The organism is Mesorhizobium sp. CA15 (assembly GCF_020165215.1).
Taxonomy (GTDB): Bacteria; Pseudomonadota; Alphaproteobacteria; order Rhizobiales; family Rhizobiaceae; genus Mesorhizobium.
In genome coordinates this window covers 343,713-360,104 of the sequence record NZ_JAIUHQ010000001.1, presented here as the reverse complement: position 1 = coordinate 360,104, position 16,392 = coordinate 343,713, and the positions used below count along the sequence as shown (strand labels likewise).

Sequence of the window (16,392 nt, the reverse complement as noted above, 5' to 3'; positions counted from 1 at the left end):
CGGGCCGAGGCCCGCCTTTTTTGTCAGACTTGTCGGCCGCTCACTGCAGCCGGCCGCTGGCATGGGCCAGCATCGTGTAGACCTTGCCTGTGTCGGACGTCAGATAGGTCTGCGCCATGATGTTGTCGCGGTCGTTGCGCGAGACATCCTTGAGCAGCTTCTCGAAATCCTCGCAGTAACGGTCGACCGCGGCGCGGAATTCCGCCTCGGCCTGATACTTGCGGCGGATCTCGTCGAAGGTCTGCTGGCCCTTCAGCGTGTAGAGGCGACGGGTGAAGACGTCGCGCTCGCCCCGCCGGTAGCGGTTCCAGAGCTCGATCGAGGCGTCATGGTCGATGGCCCGCGCGATGTCGACGGAGAGCGAGTTGAGCGACTCCATGACATGCAGCGGCGAGCGCTGGGCAGGCGTCGCGCGCGGCGCTTCCGCCGGCGTTGCCGGCCGCAGCTCTTCCTCACGCGACGCATTGGTCAGGAGGTCGCGCACCCATCCGCCCTGCGCGGGCTTGCCGTTCGGATCGCGGCGCGGCGCCTCGGCGGGGCGTTCAAGATCGAGCGTGCCGCGCAGCGTGGTCTCCGCGAGCGGCGCCTGCGGAGCGCGGGCCGTTGGTTGCGGTTGCTGCTGTGGCTGCGGGGCCGGGGGACGGCGCAGCGGCGGTTCGGCGGCTCGGGCCGGCGCCTGCGGAGCAGGGCGCAGACCGCGTGGCTCGCCCTGTTCGCTGCTGCCGCTGCGGCCGGATTTCGCAACGATATCCGACAGTTCCTTGAGCGCATTGATCTGCTCTGCGACGGCGCGACGAATGGCCGAGGTCGATTCCTTAGCCTCCTCCGGCATCTCGATCACGCCCTTCTTCAGCTCGGCGCGGGTAAGGTCGAGCTCGCTCTTGATCGAGCCTGCGGTGCGACGCATCTCTTCGGTCGCGTCGGCAAAGCGCCGTGTCGCCGAATCGACGACGTCGGCGATGGCGGTGCGGATCTTTTCCGCCGATTCCATCGTTCGGCCCTCCGCGGTCTGCATCGTCTGGCCGACGAGGTTTTCGAAGGAGCGCATCACCTTCTCGAGATCTTCCGACTTCTTGACCAGGCCGACGGCGAGGTCTTCCAGCGAGGACTGACGCTCCAGCGTGTGCTCGAGATTGCTTTGCGCAGAGCTGAGCAAATTCGAGGCGCTGGAGAGCAACCGGCTGTGTTCGTCGAACTTGGTCGCGATCGAGGCCACCTCGCGCAGCGTCGCTGAGGACAGCTCGGTGAGCCGTGTCGTGTTGGAATCGACCAGACGCGCCGAACTGGCGAAAGTCTGGGCGGCCTTCTCCGTGGTCGTGGCGAAGCTCTGCGTGCTGCCGGAGAGCCGCTCCTCGACCTGGCCGAGATTGACGGCAGCCTGGTCGATCAATTGGCCGAGCTGCGCGCTGGAGGTCGTCATGCGGCCGATAAGATCGGCCACGCTGTCGGCAAGCGACGAGCGGGCGCCTTCGACGGCCGACAGCGTCTCGGCCGTGCGGGTGGCGAGAGCATTGACGAGGTTCGTGTTCTCGCTGCGCAGCTTCTCGGCCGCCCGTTCGGTGACCTCTTCCATGCTGCGCTGCAGCTCGGAGCCGCCCTGGGCGAAGCGCTCGACCAGCGGCTTGGCCGTCTCGTCGAGGATTTTCGCCATCTCTGCCGAACGCGCCGCGAGCATGGTGTTGAGCTCGCGGGTGTTGGCGCCGATCGTGCGCGCGGCCTCGTTGGTGCTCTGGCCGATATGCTGGCCGACCGCCGTGAAGGTCTCGGCGATGACATTGGCGCGCGAGATGAGCTGGGCCTCGGCGCTGGAGACCTGCTCGTTGAGCTTCTGGCCCATGGTCTCGGCGCTGTAGGCGAGGCGGTTTTCCACGCTCGCCACCTGGTCCTCGACACGGGCGGCCGCGGCCGAGGCGCTTGCGGCCAGCCGCTCGTCGGCTCCCGCCAGCGCCTGCTCGATCTCGCGGGCATGCACGGCAAGCTCCTGCCCGGTCTGGCGGGCACGGTCGGCGACGCGCTGTTCGGTCGCCGCGAAGGCACCGACGATCGTGTCGGCATGCTCGCCGATGGTCGAGGTGCTCGAGGCGATACGCGACACCAAACGGCTGTCGGCGTCGTCGAAGATGCGGGCAATTTCGGACGCCCGCGACGACAGTGCCTCCGAGCCCTCGGCAATACGCGAGATCAGATGCTGGTCGGCGCTGTCGAAGATGCGGCCGAGGTCCGAGGCGCGGGCGGCCAGCGCTTCGGCCGATTCGCTGATGCGCATCGAAAGCCGCTCGTCGGCGCCCTCGAAGTTGCGCAGGATGTCGCCGGCACGGGCGGCCAGCGACTGCGCCGTCTCGACGGCGCGGGCAACCAGCTTCTGGTCGGCTGCATCGAAGGTGTTGGCGATGTCGCCGGCGCGTGCGGCCAGCTTGTCGGCGGTTTCCTCGGCGCGGGCCATGAGCGAGTTGGAGGCGTCGTCGGCTCGCGCCATCAGCATGTTGGAAGTATCCTGGGCGCGCTCGTGCAGGCGGCGGTCCGCCGCCTCGAAAGCCTGCGCGATGTCCTCGGCCCTGGCAAGCAGCGCGGCGGACGTCTGCTCGGCGCGTTCGGCGATCTTGCGGTCGGCGTCGCTGAAAGCCGCACCGGCCTGCTCGTGCAGGGTGCTGGTGATCTCCATGACCTTGTCGCGCAGCGCGCCCGCCACGAACACAGCGGTCTTTTCCAGCACGCCGCGGACATTGTCGACGCCGGTCGACAGCGCACGCTCCATGGTGCCGGCGCGCTCCTCGATGACACCGGTCTGCCGGCTGAAGGCCTGCTCGATCTTCTCGACATCGGCGGCAATCGCCGCCGAGATATCGCTGCTTCGGGCAGCGATCTGGTCGATATGGCCGGAAACCGAACGGTCGACGTCCTTGCGCGCATCGGCAAGCTTGAGGAGATCGTCCTCGAGGGCCTTGGCCAGCATGTTGCGGCCCTCGGACAGCTTGCCGACATGGCCGGCGATGACGTCGTCGATCTCCGAGCGGCTTTCCGTCAGCTTCTGAAGGTCCGCTTCGAGGGCGCGCCTAAGGATATCGCGGCCTTCGGCGAGCTTCTCGACCTGGCCGGCGACCAGGCCGTCGATCGAGGAACGGCTTTCGGCGAGCTTGGCGAGGTCGGCTTCCAGCGCACGCTTGAGGATGTCGCGGCCTTCCGCGAGCTTCTCGACCTGGCCGGAGACCAGGCCGTCGATGCCGGCGCGGCTCTCGGCGAGCTTGGCAAGATCGTCCTCGAGCGCCTTGGACAGCGTCGCCCGGTTCTGCGACAGTTGGTCGGCATGGGTCTGCATGAGGCCGCTGGCATTAGCCATATCGGTCTCCAGCGCACGCGAAAGCTCGGCGCGGTGATCGGTGATCTTCTGCGAATGATCGACGATCGCGCCCTGGATTGTGTTGAGGTCGGCCTCCAGCGCGCGCTTGAGGATGTCGCGGCCTTCGGCGAGCTTCTCGACCTGGCCGGCGACCAGCCCGTCGATGCTGGAGCGGCTCTCCGCCAGCTTGGCGAGATCGTCCTCCAGCGACTTCGACAGCACGGAACGGTCCTGAACGAGCCGGTTTTGATGGTCGGCGATGGCGCCGCTGACGGCCTGCAGGTCGGTTTCAAGCGCTTTCGAAAGCTGTGAGCGATCTTCCAGAACCTTGTCCGAATGTCCCGCGATGGCACCCTTGATGGCGTTGAGGTCGGCTTCCAGGGCACGCTTGAGGATGTCGCGGCCTTCGGCGAGCTTCTCGACCTGGCCGGCGACAAGGCCGTCGATCGAGGCGCGGCTTTCGGCGAGCTTGGCGAGGTCGGCTTCCAGCGTGTGCGACAGCAGGCTGCGGTCCTCGGCGAGCTTGCCGGCGTGGCTGTCGATCAGGCCGCGGATGCCGCTCAGATCGCTTTCAAGGGCGCGGCTGAGCTCGCCGCGGTCCTCGGCGAGCTTGGTCGAGTGGGTCTCGATCAGGCCACGGATGCCGATGATGTCGGTCTCGAGCGCTTTGGCGAGCACCGCGCGGCCCTCGGCGATCTTCTCGACCTGACCGGCCACAAGGCCGTCGATGGAGGCGCGGCTGTCCTGCAGCTTGTTGAGATCAGCCTCCAGGGCGCGCGCCAGGATGTTGCGGCCTTCGGCCAGCTTCCCGACATGGCCGGCGACCATTTCGTCAATCATCGTACGGGCTTGGACGAGCCTGCCGGAGTCTTCGTTCAAGACCTGGGTCAGGCGGTTGCGGCCTTCTTCGAGCTGCTCCAGATGGCTGCCCAGCGACGCATCGATGGCAGCGCGCGACTCGTTGACCTTGCGCAGGTCTTCTTCCAGCGCGCGCGAGATCAGGCTGCGGCCTTCTGCCAGCTTCTGCACCTGGTTGGTGACGGCGGCATCGATTGCCACGCGGCCTTCGGCGAATTTCGCCAGGTCCTCCTGCATGGCGGCCGCCATGCGCTCGCGGCTCTCCGAAAGCGCGCGGCTGTGGTTCTCGACGGCTTCCTCGATGCCGACACGGGCATCGGCCAGCCGCTGGATATCGGAATCGAATGAGCGCGACACGACATGCCGGGCCGCTTCCATGCGTCCGGCGAAGTCGGTGGCGCGGGCTTCGAGCATGGAAGAGGTCGACGAGATGATGTCCGCCATGTCGGCGCCGATCTGCGTCTTGCCCTGGTCGATCATCGACGACAGTTGGTCCTTGCTCTCGGCGAAGGTGTGCGCGATCTCGCGGGCGCGCTCGACCAGCGTCTCGTTGATCTGGCGGGCGCGGGCTTCGAGGGCGGCGTTGAGTTTCTGCGTACCGGTGTCGAGCGCCTCGGCGCGGGTCTGGAATTCGCTGATCAGCGCCTGACCGCGTTCGGCCAGGGTCCGTTCGATGCCGCTGAGGCTCGTCTCGAACTCCGAATTCAAGGTACGCGCCGCGCCGCCGAGTAGCGAGACCATGCCGTTGGTGCGGTCGTCGAGCAGGTCGGTTAGCGAGCGTGTCAGGCCGTCCGTGGTGTCGGTGAGCTTGGCGATACGGGTGTCGAGCAGGCTCGCGAAGGCCTCACCGGAGGTCGAAAGACGGTCCGTGATGTTGTCAAGGCGCGATTCCACCGAATCGAAGATCGACGTCGAGCTTTCATTGATGCGGTCGATCAGCGTGTCGCCGGAATTGTTGATCGTCATCGACAGCTTGGTCGACGCGTTGAGGATCGAGTCGCGGATGATGTCGCTGGCCGAGCCGATCTCGTCGCGCAGCGTCTCGTGAGCGCTGGCGATGGAGGCGCGCACGCGCTCGGCATGGGTGACGACCGCCTCGCGCTCGCTGCCGAGACCGTCGACCAGCGAACGGATGCGGGCCTCGTTCTCGGAATAGGAGCGTTCGAGCTGGCTGACTTCGCCGTGGACAAGCGTTTCGAGCTCGACCGCGCGGGCCAGGGTGCGCTCGATGCCTTCGCCCATGGCCGCCACCTCGCGGCGAACGGCCTGGCCGATCATCATGACACGGTCCTGGGCGAGGTTTTCGGGCTCCGCCAGGCGGAAGGCGACCTCGGTCATGGATTGCGCGGCGAGGCGCATTTCCTGCGCGCGCCGGATCATGGCGGCGAACGCCCAGAACAGGATGACCGGAACGATCGCGGCAACCGCCAGGCCGATCAGCTCGGGACGGGCGAAGAACTGGTCGAAGGTACGGATCTTCCAGATGCCGGGACCGAACAACAGGTTGGCCAGGCCGCCGGCGCCGCCGATCCAGGCCAGCGAGATAAAGGCGATCACCCAGTAGACGGTGCTGGACGCACGGCGGTTGAGGCTGTGCAGCAGCGTCTTGTAGTCCTTCTGGCGGTCGTCGTTGGCGGGCGTGAAGCCGGCGGGAGGCGTGAAGCCGGACGGCTGCCCATTGCGCGGCTCGACCGGGCGCAATTCGGCCGGCTTGGCCGCGGGCGCCTTGGGAGGTTGGGGGTTGGCAGGCTGGGGACTGTTTGCCGGCTCCGTCCTGTGGCTGCGCCCTTCGCGCGCCAGCTCGTCGGCCGCCGCCGAAATCTGCGCTTCGAGATCCTCCATCGACGCCGCCATGTCGAGGCCGCCTTCGTCGCCGTTAAGGTCAAGGTCAAGCGCCTTTTCCAGTTCCGCGGCCACGTCATTCTCGAGAGACTTCGTCGTCGTTGGTTTCTTAGCCATGCCTTCGCTACCCTGTACTAGCTGCCGCGGGACTTATGATTTTGGCCTGATTCTGGCCCGATTCTGGCTTGTCTATCCCGCGCAGGAGGCTGAAAAATGGACCTTCGTATCGTAATGACACACCGGGGTAAAGAAAACATGCATTCCAGGCGATACGTAAAACTTTAAATATAAGGTTAACGGAGACGTGATCCGGCTGCCTCCGTGACAACATTTTTCCTCTGCAGTCGTTAACCCGTTGGCGACCGGGAGCGCCTATTTTCGTGGACCCGTCTGCCCGCTTGATGGAGTTGCAGTGCGTATGCGTGGCGAAAGTGGTATTGCGTTTTCCATGCCGGGAGGCGACGCCTCCGGAACGGCTGGAGCCCGACCGGTGGATCTCGGCCATCTGGCACGCCAGACAATGGGCGACCGCGACCTCGAACGCGAGGTGCTGGCGCTGTTCGTGCATCAGTCGCTGTCGGTCCGTGACCAGATCGCCGATGCCGACGCGAGGCAAAGGGTGCTTCTGGCGCATGGCCTGAAGGGCTCGGCGCGCGGCATCGGCGCCTTTGCGGTGGCCGACTGTGCGGCGATCATCGAAACCCAGCCGGAAGACGTCCGGGCGCTCAAGCGGCTCAGCACGCTGATCGAGGAAGTGCGCGACTTCATCGCCGGCATCAGCCGCTAGTATCCGGCCTTTCTGAAAAACGTCATTTCGTGGCGCTTTCGCGCCGCAGTTGACTTGTCCGGCAGAGTGATTATCTCGGCTGCGACTCCTCAGGTGACTTAATGACCAAGCTGACTTACATCGCCCATGACGGGACCCGATTTGACGTGGAAGCCGAAAACGGCTCGACAGTCATGGAAAACGCGATCCGCAATGCGGTTCCGGGCATCGAAGCCGAATGCGGCGGCGCCTGTGCCTGCGCGACCTGCCATGTCTATGTCGACGAAGCATGGACGGCGGAGGTCGGCGAGCCGGAGGCGATGGAGGAGGACATGTTGGACTTCGCCTACGAGGTCCAGCCGAACTCGCGCCTCTCCTGCCAGATCAAGGTGCGCGACGCGCTGGACGGGCTGGTCGTTCGGGTCCCCGCGCGCCAGGGTTGAGGCGCGTCGATATTCAGGTGAGGCCGGCCTGCAAATGGCGACTTCCTGCGCTTCCGGCCTTTGCCGGCCGAAGCACTCACGAATGGCGTGGCGGTTAAAATAAGCTACGGCCGGCGTAGCCGGTTCTCGGACGTCACCATCGACTCGGCCTGACCTGAATCTCGACACACCTTGGCTGCTTCCCAATATTCTTTCGCGCCGGCAGCTTGGCAGCGGCCGATAGCTCATGCAGTCTCGCCGCATTCCCAATCAGGGCGCAGCGCATGACCGATACCATCAAAACGGACGTTCTCATTGTCGGGGCAGGGCCGATCGGCCTGTTCGCCGTGTTCGAGCTCGGTCTGCTCGATATGAAATGCCATCTGATCGACATTCTCGATCGTCCCGGCGGCCAATGCGCCGAGCTCTATCCTGAAAAGCCGATCTACGACATTCCAGGCTGGCCGACGATCTCCGCGCAAGGCCTGGTTGACAAGCTCATGGAGCAGATCCATCCGTTCAAGCCGGACTTCACCTTCAACCGCATGGTGTCGAGCCTTGAAAAGCTGGAGGACGGCAGTTTCCGCGTCGCCACCGACGAAGGTGAATTGTTCGAGACCAAGGTGGTGGTGATCGCCGCCGGCGGCGGCTCGTTCCAGCCCAAGCGTCCGCCCATTCCGGGCATTGAGGAGTACGAAGGCAAGAGCGTCTTCTATTCGGTCCGACGCATGGAGGAATTTCGCGGCCACGATCTCGTCATCGTCGGCGGCGGCGATTCGGCGCTCGACTGGACACTCAACCTGCAGCCGATCGCCAAGAGCGTGACGCTGGTGCATCGCCGCCCGGAATTCCGGGCCGCGCCCGACAGCGTCAACAAGATGTATGCCATGCATGAGATGAAGCAGCTCGAATTCCTGGTCGGCCAGGTCAGCGGCCTTGCCGGCGGCGGCGGTCAGCTGTCGTCGGCGACCATCAAGGGCGGTCCGGGCGGCGACGTCGAGGTGCCGTGCACCCGCATGCTGCCATTCTTCGGCCTCACCATGAAGCTCGGGCCGATAGCCGAATGGGGCCTTAACCTCAACGAGAACCTGATCCCGGTCGACACCGAGAAGTTCCAGACGTCGATCCCGGGCATCTTTGCCGTCGGCGACATCAATTGGTATCCAGGCAAGCTCAAGCTGATCCTGTCAGGCTTCCATGAGGTGGCGCTGATGGCGCAGGCCGCCAAGCGGATCGTCAGCCCGGGCGAGCGCATCGTCTTTCAGTACACGACCTCGTCGACCAGCCTGCAGAAGAAGCTCGGCGTGCATGATTGAGGCGCATTGATATGCAGGTGATGCCGGACTGCGAAGGGCAGCTTCCTGCGCTTCCGGTGCTCACGTACTTCAAGTACGCTCCGCTCCGGTTCTCGGAAACAGCCCTTCTCGACTCGGCCTGACCTGAATCTCAACACACCTTCAAGCGATCTACTCCGCAAGCGCGGGCGCGGTTTGCTCGTCGTGGCCGCGCAGTTCCTTTTCGGGCATCAGGGCCAGCGTGATCAGGGCCAGAACGAGCGTTGCTCCGGCGGCGACGAATATCATCACGAACGGCAACGCCGATGCCGGTTGGATATGCGTCTGCGAGCCTTCTGAGGACAGTGGCAGTCCGTAGCCGAGCGCGACGGCGCCGAGCATGGCCACGCCGAGCGCGCCGCCCAGCGTGCGCAGGAAGGTCAGAACGCCCGTCGCGACACCGAGATGCGCGCGATCGACGGCATTCTGGACCGAGACAGTGGCAACCGGGAATGTCGTTCCGCTGCCAAGGCCGATCAGAGTGGTCAGGATTTCCACCTCGAGCAGCGAGGCGTGTTCCGCAATGGCACTGAGCACGCCAATGCAGACGATGGCCAGGCCGACGCCGATCATCGCGATGCGCTTGTAGTGGACAAAGCGCGGGATCGTGCGGCCGCTGAAGGTCGCACCGGCGACCGTGCCGAGCAGGAGGCCGAGCATCGCGGTGCCGGATTCGCTGACCGAAAGCCCGACGACCGATTGCAGATAGACCGGCAGGTATACCGACGCGCCGATATTTGCGGCCTGCAGGAGGAACATCGACAGTGTGCCGGCGAGCACGATCGGGTTGCCCAAGACTTCGAGCGAGACCAAAGGCTCGGCCGCCTTGAGCAGCCTGAGCGCGAAGAAGGCCCAGAACACCACCGAGCAGGCAACCAGCCCAAGGATCTCGCGGGAAAACCAGGGATAGGCGCTGCCGCCCCAGCTGAGCGCCAGGAGCAGAAGCGTCGTGGCGATAACCAGCAGCACGGCGCCCAAGCCGTCGATGCGATGGTTCTTGGCCGCGACCGGCAGCTTCTTCAACGGGTTTTTGATGATGGCCATGGCCAGGAAGCCGATAGGCAGGTTGATCCAGAAGATCAGCGACCAGTGCAGATGTTCGGCAAACACGCCGCCGAGCAGCGGGCCGGCGACGCTGGCGACCGCCCATGTGCCTGCGATCCAGGCCGCATAGCGGGCGCGCTCGCGCGGCGGCACGAGGTCGCCGATGACCGTCTGGGCCAGCGCGAAGAGACCGCCGCCGCCGGCGCCCTGGACGGCGCGGCCGATGACCAGCACCAGCATGTTGGGAGCAAGCGCGCTGACCAGCGACCCGAGCAGGAAGACGAGGATGGCGGCGTAGATGACAGGGCGGCGCCCGTAGACATCGGAAATCTTGCCGTAGAGCGGCGCCATCGCGGTCGCGGTCAGAAGATAGCCGGTGACGATCCACGGCAGATATTCGGCATGGCCGAGCGCGCCGGCGATCGTCGGCAGGGCAGGGGCTACGATGGTCTGATCAAGGGCCGCCAGCAGCATCGACAACAACACGCCGCCGATGATGGCATTCTTCTCGCTCTCGCTCATCAGGGGCGCGGCTTTCGGCGCCATCGCCTGGTTCTCGACGGACTGGTCCATGCGTCATTCTTTCAAAGGCTGGTGCTTGGTGCGCCAAGACGGCTTTGGCCGGTCGCACCTGTCATTTCTCATCGTGGACCCGAGGCTTTGGCGCTTCGAACCCGCATTATGTCGTTCGATATAGGCCGATTTCGACCATCACTCGAAGGTTTTTCCGGTCTGGCACCATGCTTGGATGAAATTGGCCCCGGACAGGGCTCGGCTCTCAAGTCAAGGCGGCGGCAGCTGGCCGGCTTCGACACGCTGCATCCGGTAGCGCATCAGCCGAAGGATACGGCTTTCGAAATTGACGCTCTCGACGCGGTCGAAGCGGACCTGGTCCTGATCGTGCCTGGCGAGCTCGGCTGCCTGGACCGCGGCGGCGTTGAGCTTCGCCTGCTCGCAGGTCTTTTGCGGCGGGAGTGCCTTCAGCGCATCCTCGAGCAGGCGCGCATGGTTCTTGGCGATCTCGACATGGCGCTCCTCATGCCGCTTGATGTCGGCCGAGAGCGTATCCCAGACCAGCCTGACGCCGGGATCGGATTTGCGCGGGCGCCGCCATTCGGGGAGGATTACCTTGACCTTCAAGGTGACGGCCGCGTCGGCGATGCGGCAGGACCCGGCGCTCTGCGCGTAGCTGATGCGGGTGGTGAAGGCCATTTGCGTGGCGCCGGGATGCCGCGAGCCGGTGCTCTTCACCTCGGGGCCGTTTCTCGACAGCTGGTTCTGGATATCGTCGAGCGTGCGGCCGCCGACGCTGAAATAGCTGTAGGTCTTGACCAGACTGGCCGCGCCCGCCGGCAGGGCAGTGAGCGAGAGCATCAGGGCGCAGAGCAGGGAGCGGTTCATCATATTGCCTCTTCACGCACCTTGCTTTAGGGCCGTCGCCAGCGCAACGGAATTGATTTCGCGCGGATCACGCATGGTTGATGGACAATGACGACAAGGCGATGGCAGCTGGCGCATGGACGCTATCTCGACCTCGGTCCGAAGGCGGTCGTCGCCGGCATCCTCAACGTGACGCCCGACAGCTTTTCGGACGGCGGCCTGTTCATCGCGCCCGAGAAGGCGCTGGAGCAGGCGCACCGCATGGTGAAGCAGGGCGCGGCGATCATCGACGTCGGCGGGGAATCGACGCGGCCCGGTTTCGCCCCGATCTCCGCCGAGGAAGAACAGGCGCGCGTGCTGCCGGTCATCGCGGCGCTCGCCGCTTCCGGCGAGGCGCTGATCTCGGTCGACACCTATCGCGAGGACACCGCGCGGCTTGGCGTCGCCGCCGGCGCCCATATCGTCAACGACGTCTGGGGGCTGCAACGTGAGCCGGGCATCGCGCGCGTCGCGGCCGAGACAGGCGCCGGGCTCGTCATCATGCATACCGGGCGCGAACGGCAGAAGCTGCCCGACGTGATCGAGGACGAGTTCCTGTTCCTGCGCAAATCGCTGGAGATCGCGCGTGCCGGCAATGTTGCCGACAGCCAGATCGTGCTCGATGCCGGCTTCGGCTTCGCCAAGGAAACGGCGGAGGAAAACCTCGAGCTGATGGCGCGGTTTTCCGAGCTTCAGGCGCTCGGCTACCCGTTGATGGCGGGGACGTCGCGCAAGCGCTTCATCGGTACCGCGACGGGGCGCGATCCCGCGGAACGGGCCGCCGGCACGGCGGCCACCAGTGTCATCCTGCGCTTGAAGGGAGCCGACCTGTTTCGCGTCCACGATGTCGCAATCAACGTGGATGCGCTGGCGGTCACCGATGCTATGCTTCAACGCGAAACCGAGCTTCCTCCCGGACACTGATCATGTACCTCATCCGCATGAAGAACTGCGCCTTCTTCGCCCGCCACGGCGTGCTGGACGAGGAGGAGACGCTTGGCCAGCGTTTCTACGTCGATGCCGAGCTGACGGTCGAGCCCAGCCGGCCGCTGACTGAGGATTCCATCGAGGACACCGTCAATTATGGCGTCGCCTTCTCGGTCATCGAAAAGATCGTGACCGGACATCGCCGCTTCCTGATCGAGGCGCTGGCGCTGGAGGTGGCGAAGGCGCTGACAGCGCGATTCTCGCAGATCAGGAAAGCCGCGATCACCGTGCGCAAGCCGAACGCCCCGGTGCCGGGCGTGCTCGATCATGTCGAGGTGACCGTTGTCTGGCCAGAATAGCGCCGTCTACCTCAGTCTCGGCGGCAATCTCGGCGAGCCGGCGAAGTCCATGGGCGCGGCATTGCGCATGCTGGACGGCGACGACGCGACGCGCGTCACCGCCGTCTCGTCGCTCTACCGCACGCCTCCTTGGGGCAAGCTCGACCAGCCCGATTTCCTCAATGCCGCCGCCGCGATCGAGACGGCGCTTTCGCCACGCGCGCTGCTTGAGCTTTGCCTCGATGTCGAGAAGCGGCTGAAGCGCGTGCGCGAGGAGCGCTGGGGGCCGCGCCTCATCGATATAGACATCCTGGTGTTCGGCGACCGGGTGATCCACGAGACCGGCCTCGAAGTGCCGCATCCGCGCATGCTGGAGCGCGCCTTCGTGCTGGCGCCGCTGGCCGAGATCGCGCCAGGGCTTTCCGTCGACGGCAGAAGCGTATCGGAGCGGCTCGAAGCCGTCGATACGTCCGGCATCGAGCGGCTGCCTTCGGGCCGCGAATGGTGGCTCGGCTGATTTTGCATTGTCGCAATTCCGGACGGAAAACCGCCCACACTTTTCCTGGAATTGCTCCGAAGCCGGCCGGTCAGCCGGAAAACCCGCCGCCGTCCAAAAATGCCTGCTCCTCGGCCGTCGTCGCACGGCCGAGCATGCGGTTGCGGTGCGGAAAGCGACCGAAGCGCTGGATGATCTCCAGATGCTCATTGGCGTATTTAAGATAGTCCGGCGCTCGCTTGGCGGTGAGTTCCACCGACCGTTCCTGATCCGCCAGCAATTCGGAATGCTCGAAGGGCAAATAGAGGAAGACGCGAACCGGTTCTTCCAGCTTGAGGTCCTGACCGGCGGCGATCGCCCTGTCGGCGAAGTATCTGGCGAGCGGATCGGTCGCGTACATGTGGCCGGTGCCGCGGAAGCAGTTGCGCGGGAACTGATCGAGCAGGATCATCAACGCCAGCGATCCTTCGGCATGCCCATTCCAGTCGTCGCATTCGCGCCGCGCAGCGGCGTAATGCAGCTCGAGAAAGCGGCCGCGGAAATCGGCGTCGAAGGCGTCGCTCTTTTCGAACCAGGCGTCCTCGCCGGCGTCGCGCCAGAATGCGATGACCGAAAGCGCTCGCGGATCAAGCTCTGCCATATTTGCCTCTCAGTTCTTGGTCTCTGCCTGGTTCAGCACCACGGCGGTTTCCTGGTTCAGCGCGCGGCCGGCGCGGCGTGGCTGCGTGAGCGGCGTCGGGATCGGCGTGCCGATATTGCCCTTGAGGAAACGCTGGCCGGCGCGCACGCCCTCGGCCAATTGCGTCTCGAAGCGCGCTTCGTCGCGGCGTCGCACATCCTCAATGACTTCGGCGACCTCCTCGGGATCGACGCCAAGCGCCTCCAGCGCGGAGCCGCCGAAGACCAGCGCCGATTCGAAGGTCTCGCGCAGCTGATAGTCGACGCCGGCGCGCACGAGCTGCAGCGCGGTGCCGCGGTCGAAGGCGCGCGCCAGGATGGTGACCAGTGGAAATTCGGCCTTGATAAGCTGCGCGATGCGCACGGCGGCGTCGGGCTTGTCGACGCAGATCAGCACCGCGCGGGCGCGCCCGGCGCCGGCCGCATGCAGGATGTCCAGCCTCGTGCCGTCGCCGTAATAGACCTTGAAGCCGAAATCGGCCGCCGCCTGGATCATCTCCACCTCGTTGTCGATGATCGAGACGTCCATCCCGCGCAGCAAAAGCGGCTGGCTGGCGATCTGGCCGAAGCGGCCGAAGCCGATGATCAGCACGCTGCCGGTGAGGCCGTCGGCGATGTCGACGCCGTCGAGGGACTGCTCGTCGCGCGGGGTGAGGTAACGCAGCGCCACGATCGCGAGCGGCGTCAGCACCATCGAGATGATGACGATGGCAGTCAGCGTGGCGTTGGCCTGGCCGTCGATGATGCCGACCGCGGCAGCGGACGAATAGAGCACGAAGGCGAACTCGCCGCCCTGCGCCATGAAGACGGCACGTTCGAGCGCCTCGCGATGGCCGCTTTTCAGAATGCGCGCGACGACGTAGATGCCGAATGCCTTCATGACCATGTAGGCGACGACATAGACGGCGATGAGCCGCCAGTTCTGGGCTACGACGCCAAGGTCGAGCGACATGCCGACGGCGAGGAAGAACAGGCCGAGCAGGATGCCGCGGAACGGCTCGATATCGGCTTCGAGCTGGTGGCGGAAGGTCGATTCCGACAACAGCACGCCGGCGAGGAAGGCGCCCATCGCCATCGACAGGCCGGAGAGCTGCATGGCCAGAGCCGAACCCAGTACCACTAGCAGCGCCGCGGCGGTCATGACTTCGCGGGCGCGGGCATCGGCCAGGATACGGAAGAGCGGATTGAGCAGGTAACGGCCGGCCAGGACCAGTCCCACGATCGCGGCGATGCCGATCCCGACTTCGGTCAGCCGCTCCGAAAGGCTGGTTTCGGCGCCGCCCGGCGCTAGGAATGCGATAAGCGCGAGCAGCGGCACGATCATCAGGTCTTCGAGCAGCAGGATGGAGACGATGCGCTGGCCTTTCGGCGTGGCGATCTCACCGCGCTCTTCGAGAAACTGCATGACGATCGCCGTCGAGGTCAGGACGAAGCCGGCGCCGGCGACGAAGGACTGCGCGATGGGAAAGCCTCCGGCCAGTCCGACGAGAGTGAGCAGGACTGCGCAGACGCCGACCTGCAAGGCACCCAGGCCAAAAATCTCGCGACGCAGGCCCCAGAGCCGCGACGGCTGCATCTCCAGCCCGATGATGAACAGGAACATGACGACGCCGAGCTCGGCGACGTGGAGGATCGCTTCCGATTCAGAAAAGATGCGCAGGCCGAACGGACCGATGACCACGCCGGCGGCGAGGTAGCCGAGGATCGAGCCCAGCCCCATGCGCTTGAAGATCGGCACGGCGACGACGCCCGCGGCGAGCAGCGCCACCACCTGCACCAGATCGCTGCTCGACGCTTCAACTGCCATGCCTGTCGTCCCGTTGCTCGAAGCACTCCTTGCATGCCCCGGGAGCGAGAGGCAAGGGCGGGCGGACTGACTTGAAGGGTAGGGTACCGTTGAAGCGGCCTCCGCTTGCCTGCCGGACGTTCGGCATATACAGTAGCCGAATGCCTGACTATTCGTCCCGCCCGCCTCTGCATATCCCGATGGATGCGCTCAGCGAAGTCCTACAGGACTTTCGCTTGAGTGGGGTCAACTATGGCCGCTGCGAGCTCCGGCATCCATGGAGCATCGCCTTTCCGCAACAGAAGCTGCTTCGCTTTCACTTTGTAGGCCAGGGTCCATGCTGGATTTATACCGAGGCGGAAGGCTGGCAGGAGTTGCGCGATGGCGATCTGGTGCTGTTGCCGCAAGGCATCGCCCATCGGCTGGCTAGTGCGCCGGACGTTGTGGACGACTCGCTCGAGAGTTGCCAGGTTACCAAGTTGGGGAGCAATGTCTGTGAGGTGGTGCGGGAAGGGACGGGCGCGACAAGTACCCTTTTCTGCGGCTCCATGGCCCTGGGCGTCTGTGCGCTCAATCCACTGATCACGTTGATGCCATCTATTATCAAGGGGTGCGATGTGGCCGGCAACGATCCGGTCGTCCGTCCTTTGCTGGCGGCTATGACGGCGGAGGCCGCGCAACCGCAGATGGGCAGCGCCACGATTCTGTCCCGTATGGCCGACTTGCTGACCGCCCGGCTTATCCGCTGCTGGGTCAATTGCACTGGAGCTTCGACCACCGGCTGGCTTGCAGCCATCCGCGACCCCCATATTGGCCGCGCTCTGGCAGCCATGCATCGAGACCCCGGCCATAACTGGACCGTGGAAAGCCTTGCCGCCCTGGCAGGCCAATCGCGCTCGATTTTCGCCGAGCGCTTCAGCGCTGTGTTAGGGGAGGGCGCTGCCCACTATCTCGCCCGTCTGCGGATGCAGCTTGCCCGCGAGTTGCTCGGGCAAAACGGCCTGTCGGTTGCCGAGGTCGCTACCCGTTTGGGCTATGATAGCGAAGCATCCTTCGCGCGCGCGTTCAAACGCATCACCAATGTCTCGCCAGGCGTTGTGCGGCGCACAATTCCCGGACGAACGGACATGAATTTCGGATTATAA

General features: G+C 65.2%; 12 protein-coding genes. 7 read left to right on the top strand and 5 right to left on the bottom strand.

From position 1 onward, the window contains the following. Positions 1-40: 40 nt before the first annotated feature. Positions 41-6,154 (bottom strand): kinesin, encoded by a 6,114-nt coding sequence (locus LB515_RS01815; protein ID WP_224706558.1) that lies wholly within the window; start codon positions 6,152-6,154, stop codon positions 41-43. Positions 6,155-6,455: 301 nt separating this feature from the next. Here LB515_RS01815 and LB515_RS01810 point away from each other — a divergent pair, with 301 nt between their 5' ends. The 3 genes from LB515_RS01810 to LB515_RS01800 all read left to right on the top strand — a co-directional run bounded on the left by LB515_RS01810 (position 6,456) and on the right by LB515_RS01800 (position 8,541). Next, complete coding sequence (locus tag LB515_RS01810; RefSeq protein WP_140542794.1) at positions 6,456-6,824, top strand: Hpt domain-containing protein; 369 nt, start codon at positions 6,456-6,458, stop codon at positions 6,822-6,824. A 101-nt stretch (positions 6,825-6,925) separates the two neighbouring features. Beyond that, positions 6,926-7,246, top strand: a complete 321-nt coding sequence (locus LB515_RS01805) for a 2Fe-2S iron-sulfur cluster-binding protein (protein WP_095765250.1) — start codon at positions 6,926-6,928, stop codon at positions 7,244-7,246. A gap of 263 nt (positions 7,247-7,509) precedes the next feature. Then, complete coding sequence (locus LB515_RS01800; protein WP_224706557.1) at positions 7,510-8,541, top strand: NAD(P)/FAD-dependent oxidoreductase; 1,032 nt, start codon at positions 7,510-7,512, stop codon at positions 8,539-8,541. Between the two features lie 150 nt (positions 8,542-8,691). Here LB515_RS01800 and LB515_RS01795 read toward each other — a convergent pair whose 3' ends face one another. Both LB515_RS01795 and LB515_RS01790 read right to left on the bottom strand, forming a co-directional pair. Continuing rightward, positions 8,692-10,176, bottom strand: coding sequence for an MDR family MFS transporter (locus LB515_RS01795; RefSeq protein WP_224706556.1), 1,485 nt, complete (start codon positions 10,174-10,176; stop codon positions 8,692-8,694). A 210-nt stretch (positions 10,177-10,386) separates the two neighbouring features. Next, the gene (locus LB515_RS01790) at positions 10,387-11,007 is read right to left on the bottom strand and encodes a DUF922 domain-containing Zn-dependent protease (protein ID WP_224706555.1); all 621 of its coding nucleotides are present in this window, start codon (positions 11,005-11,007) and stop codon (positions 10,387-10,389) included. 84 nt (positions 11,008-11,091) lie between these two features. On the opposite strand from LB515_RS01790, the gene folP reads away from it, so the two are divergent. From folP to folK, 3 genes are read left to right on the top strand one after another with little or no spacing between them, the layout of a single operon-like run. Next, positions 11,092-11,946 carry a dihydropteroate synthase gene (gene folP / locus LB515_RS01785; RefSeq protein ID WP_224706554.1) on the top strand — a complete coding sequence of 285 codons (855 nt, stop codon included), beginning with the start codon at positions 11,092-11,094 and terminating at the stop codon, positions 11,944-11,946. A 2-nt stretch (positions 11,947-11,948) separates the two neighbouring features. Continuing rightward, entirely contained in the window at positions 11,949-12,308 is a 360-nt protein-coding gene (folB, locus tag LB515_RS01780) for a dihydroneopterin aldolase (protein WP_095765255.1), read from the top strand. After that, entirely contained in the window at positions 12,292-12,804 is a 513-nt protein-coding gene (gene folK / locus LB515_RS01775; RefSeq protein ID WP_224706553.1) for a 2-amino-4-hydroxy-6-hydroxymethyldihydropteridine diphosphokinase, read from the top strand. The genes folB and folK overlap by 17 nt, the downstream gene beginning before the upstream one ends. 70 nt (positions 12,805-12,874) lie before the next feature. Here folK and LB515_RS01770 read toward each other — a convergent pair whose 3' ends face one another. Continuing rightward, positions 12,875-13,423 carry a DUF924 family protein gene (locus LB515_RS01770; protein ID WP_224706552.1) on the bottom strand — a complete coding sequence of 183 codons (549 nt, stop codon included), beginning with the start codon at positions 13,421-13,423 and terminating at the stop codon, positions 12,875-12,877. A 9-nt stretch (positions 13,424-13,432) separates the two neighbouring features. Then, positions 13,433-15,268 carry a monovalent cation:proton antiporter-2 (CPA2) family protein gene (locus LB515_RS01765; protein ID WP_224706551.1) on the bottom strand — a complete coding sequence of 612 codons (1,836 nt, stop codon included), beginning with the start codon at positions 15,266-15,268 and terminating at the stop codon, positions 13,433-13,435. A 140-nt stretch (positions 15,269-15,408) separates the two neighbouring features. Between LB515_RS01765 and LB515_RS01760 the strand changes: the two genes are divergently transcribed. After that, on the top strand, positions 15,409-16,392 hold the full coding sequence (locus tag LB515_RS01760; protein WP_224706550.1) for an AraC family transcriptional regulator: 984 nt from the start codon (positions 15,409-15,411) through the stop codon (positions 16,390-16,392).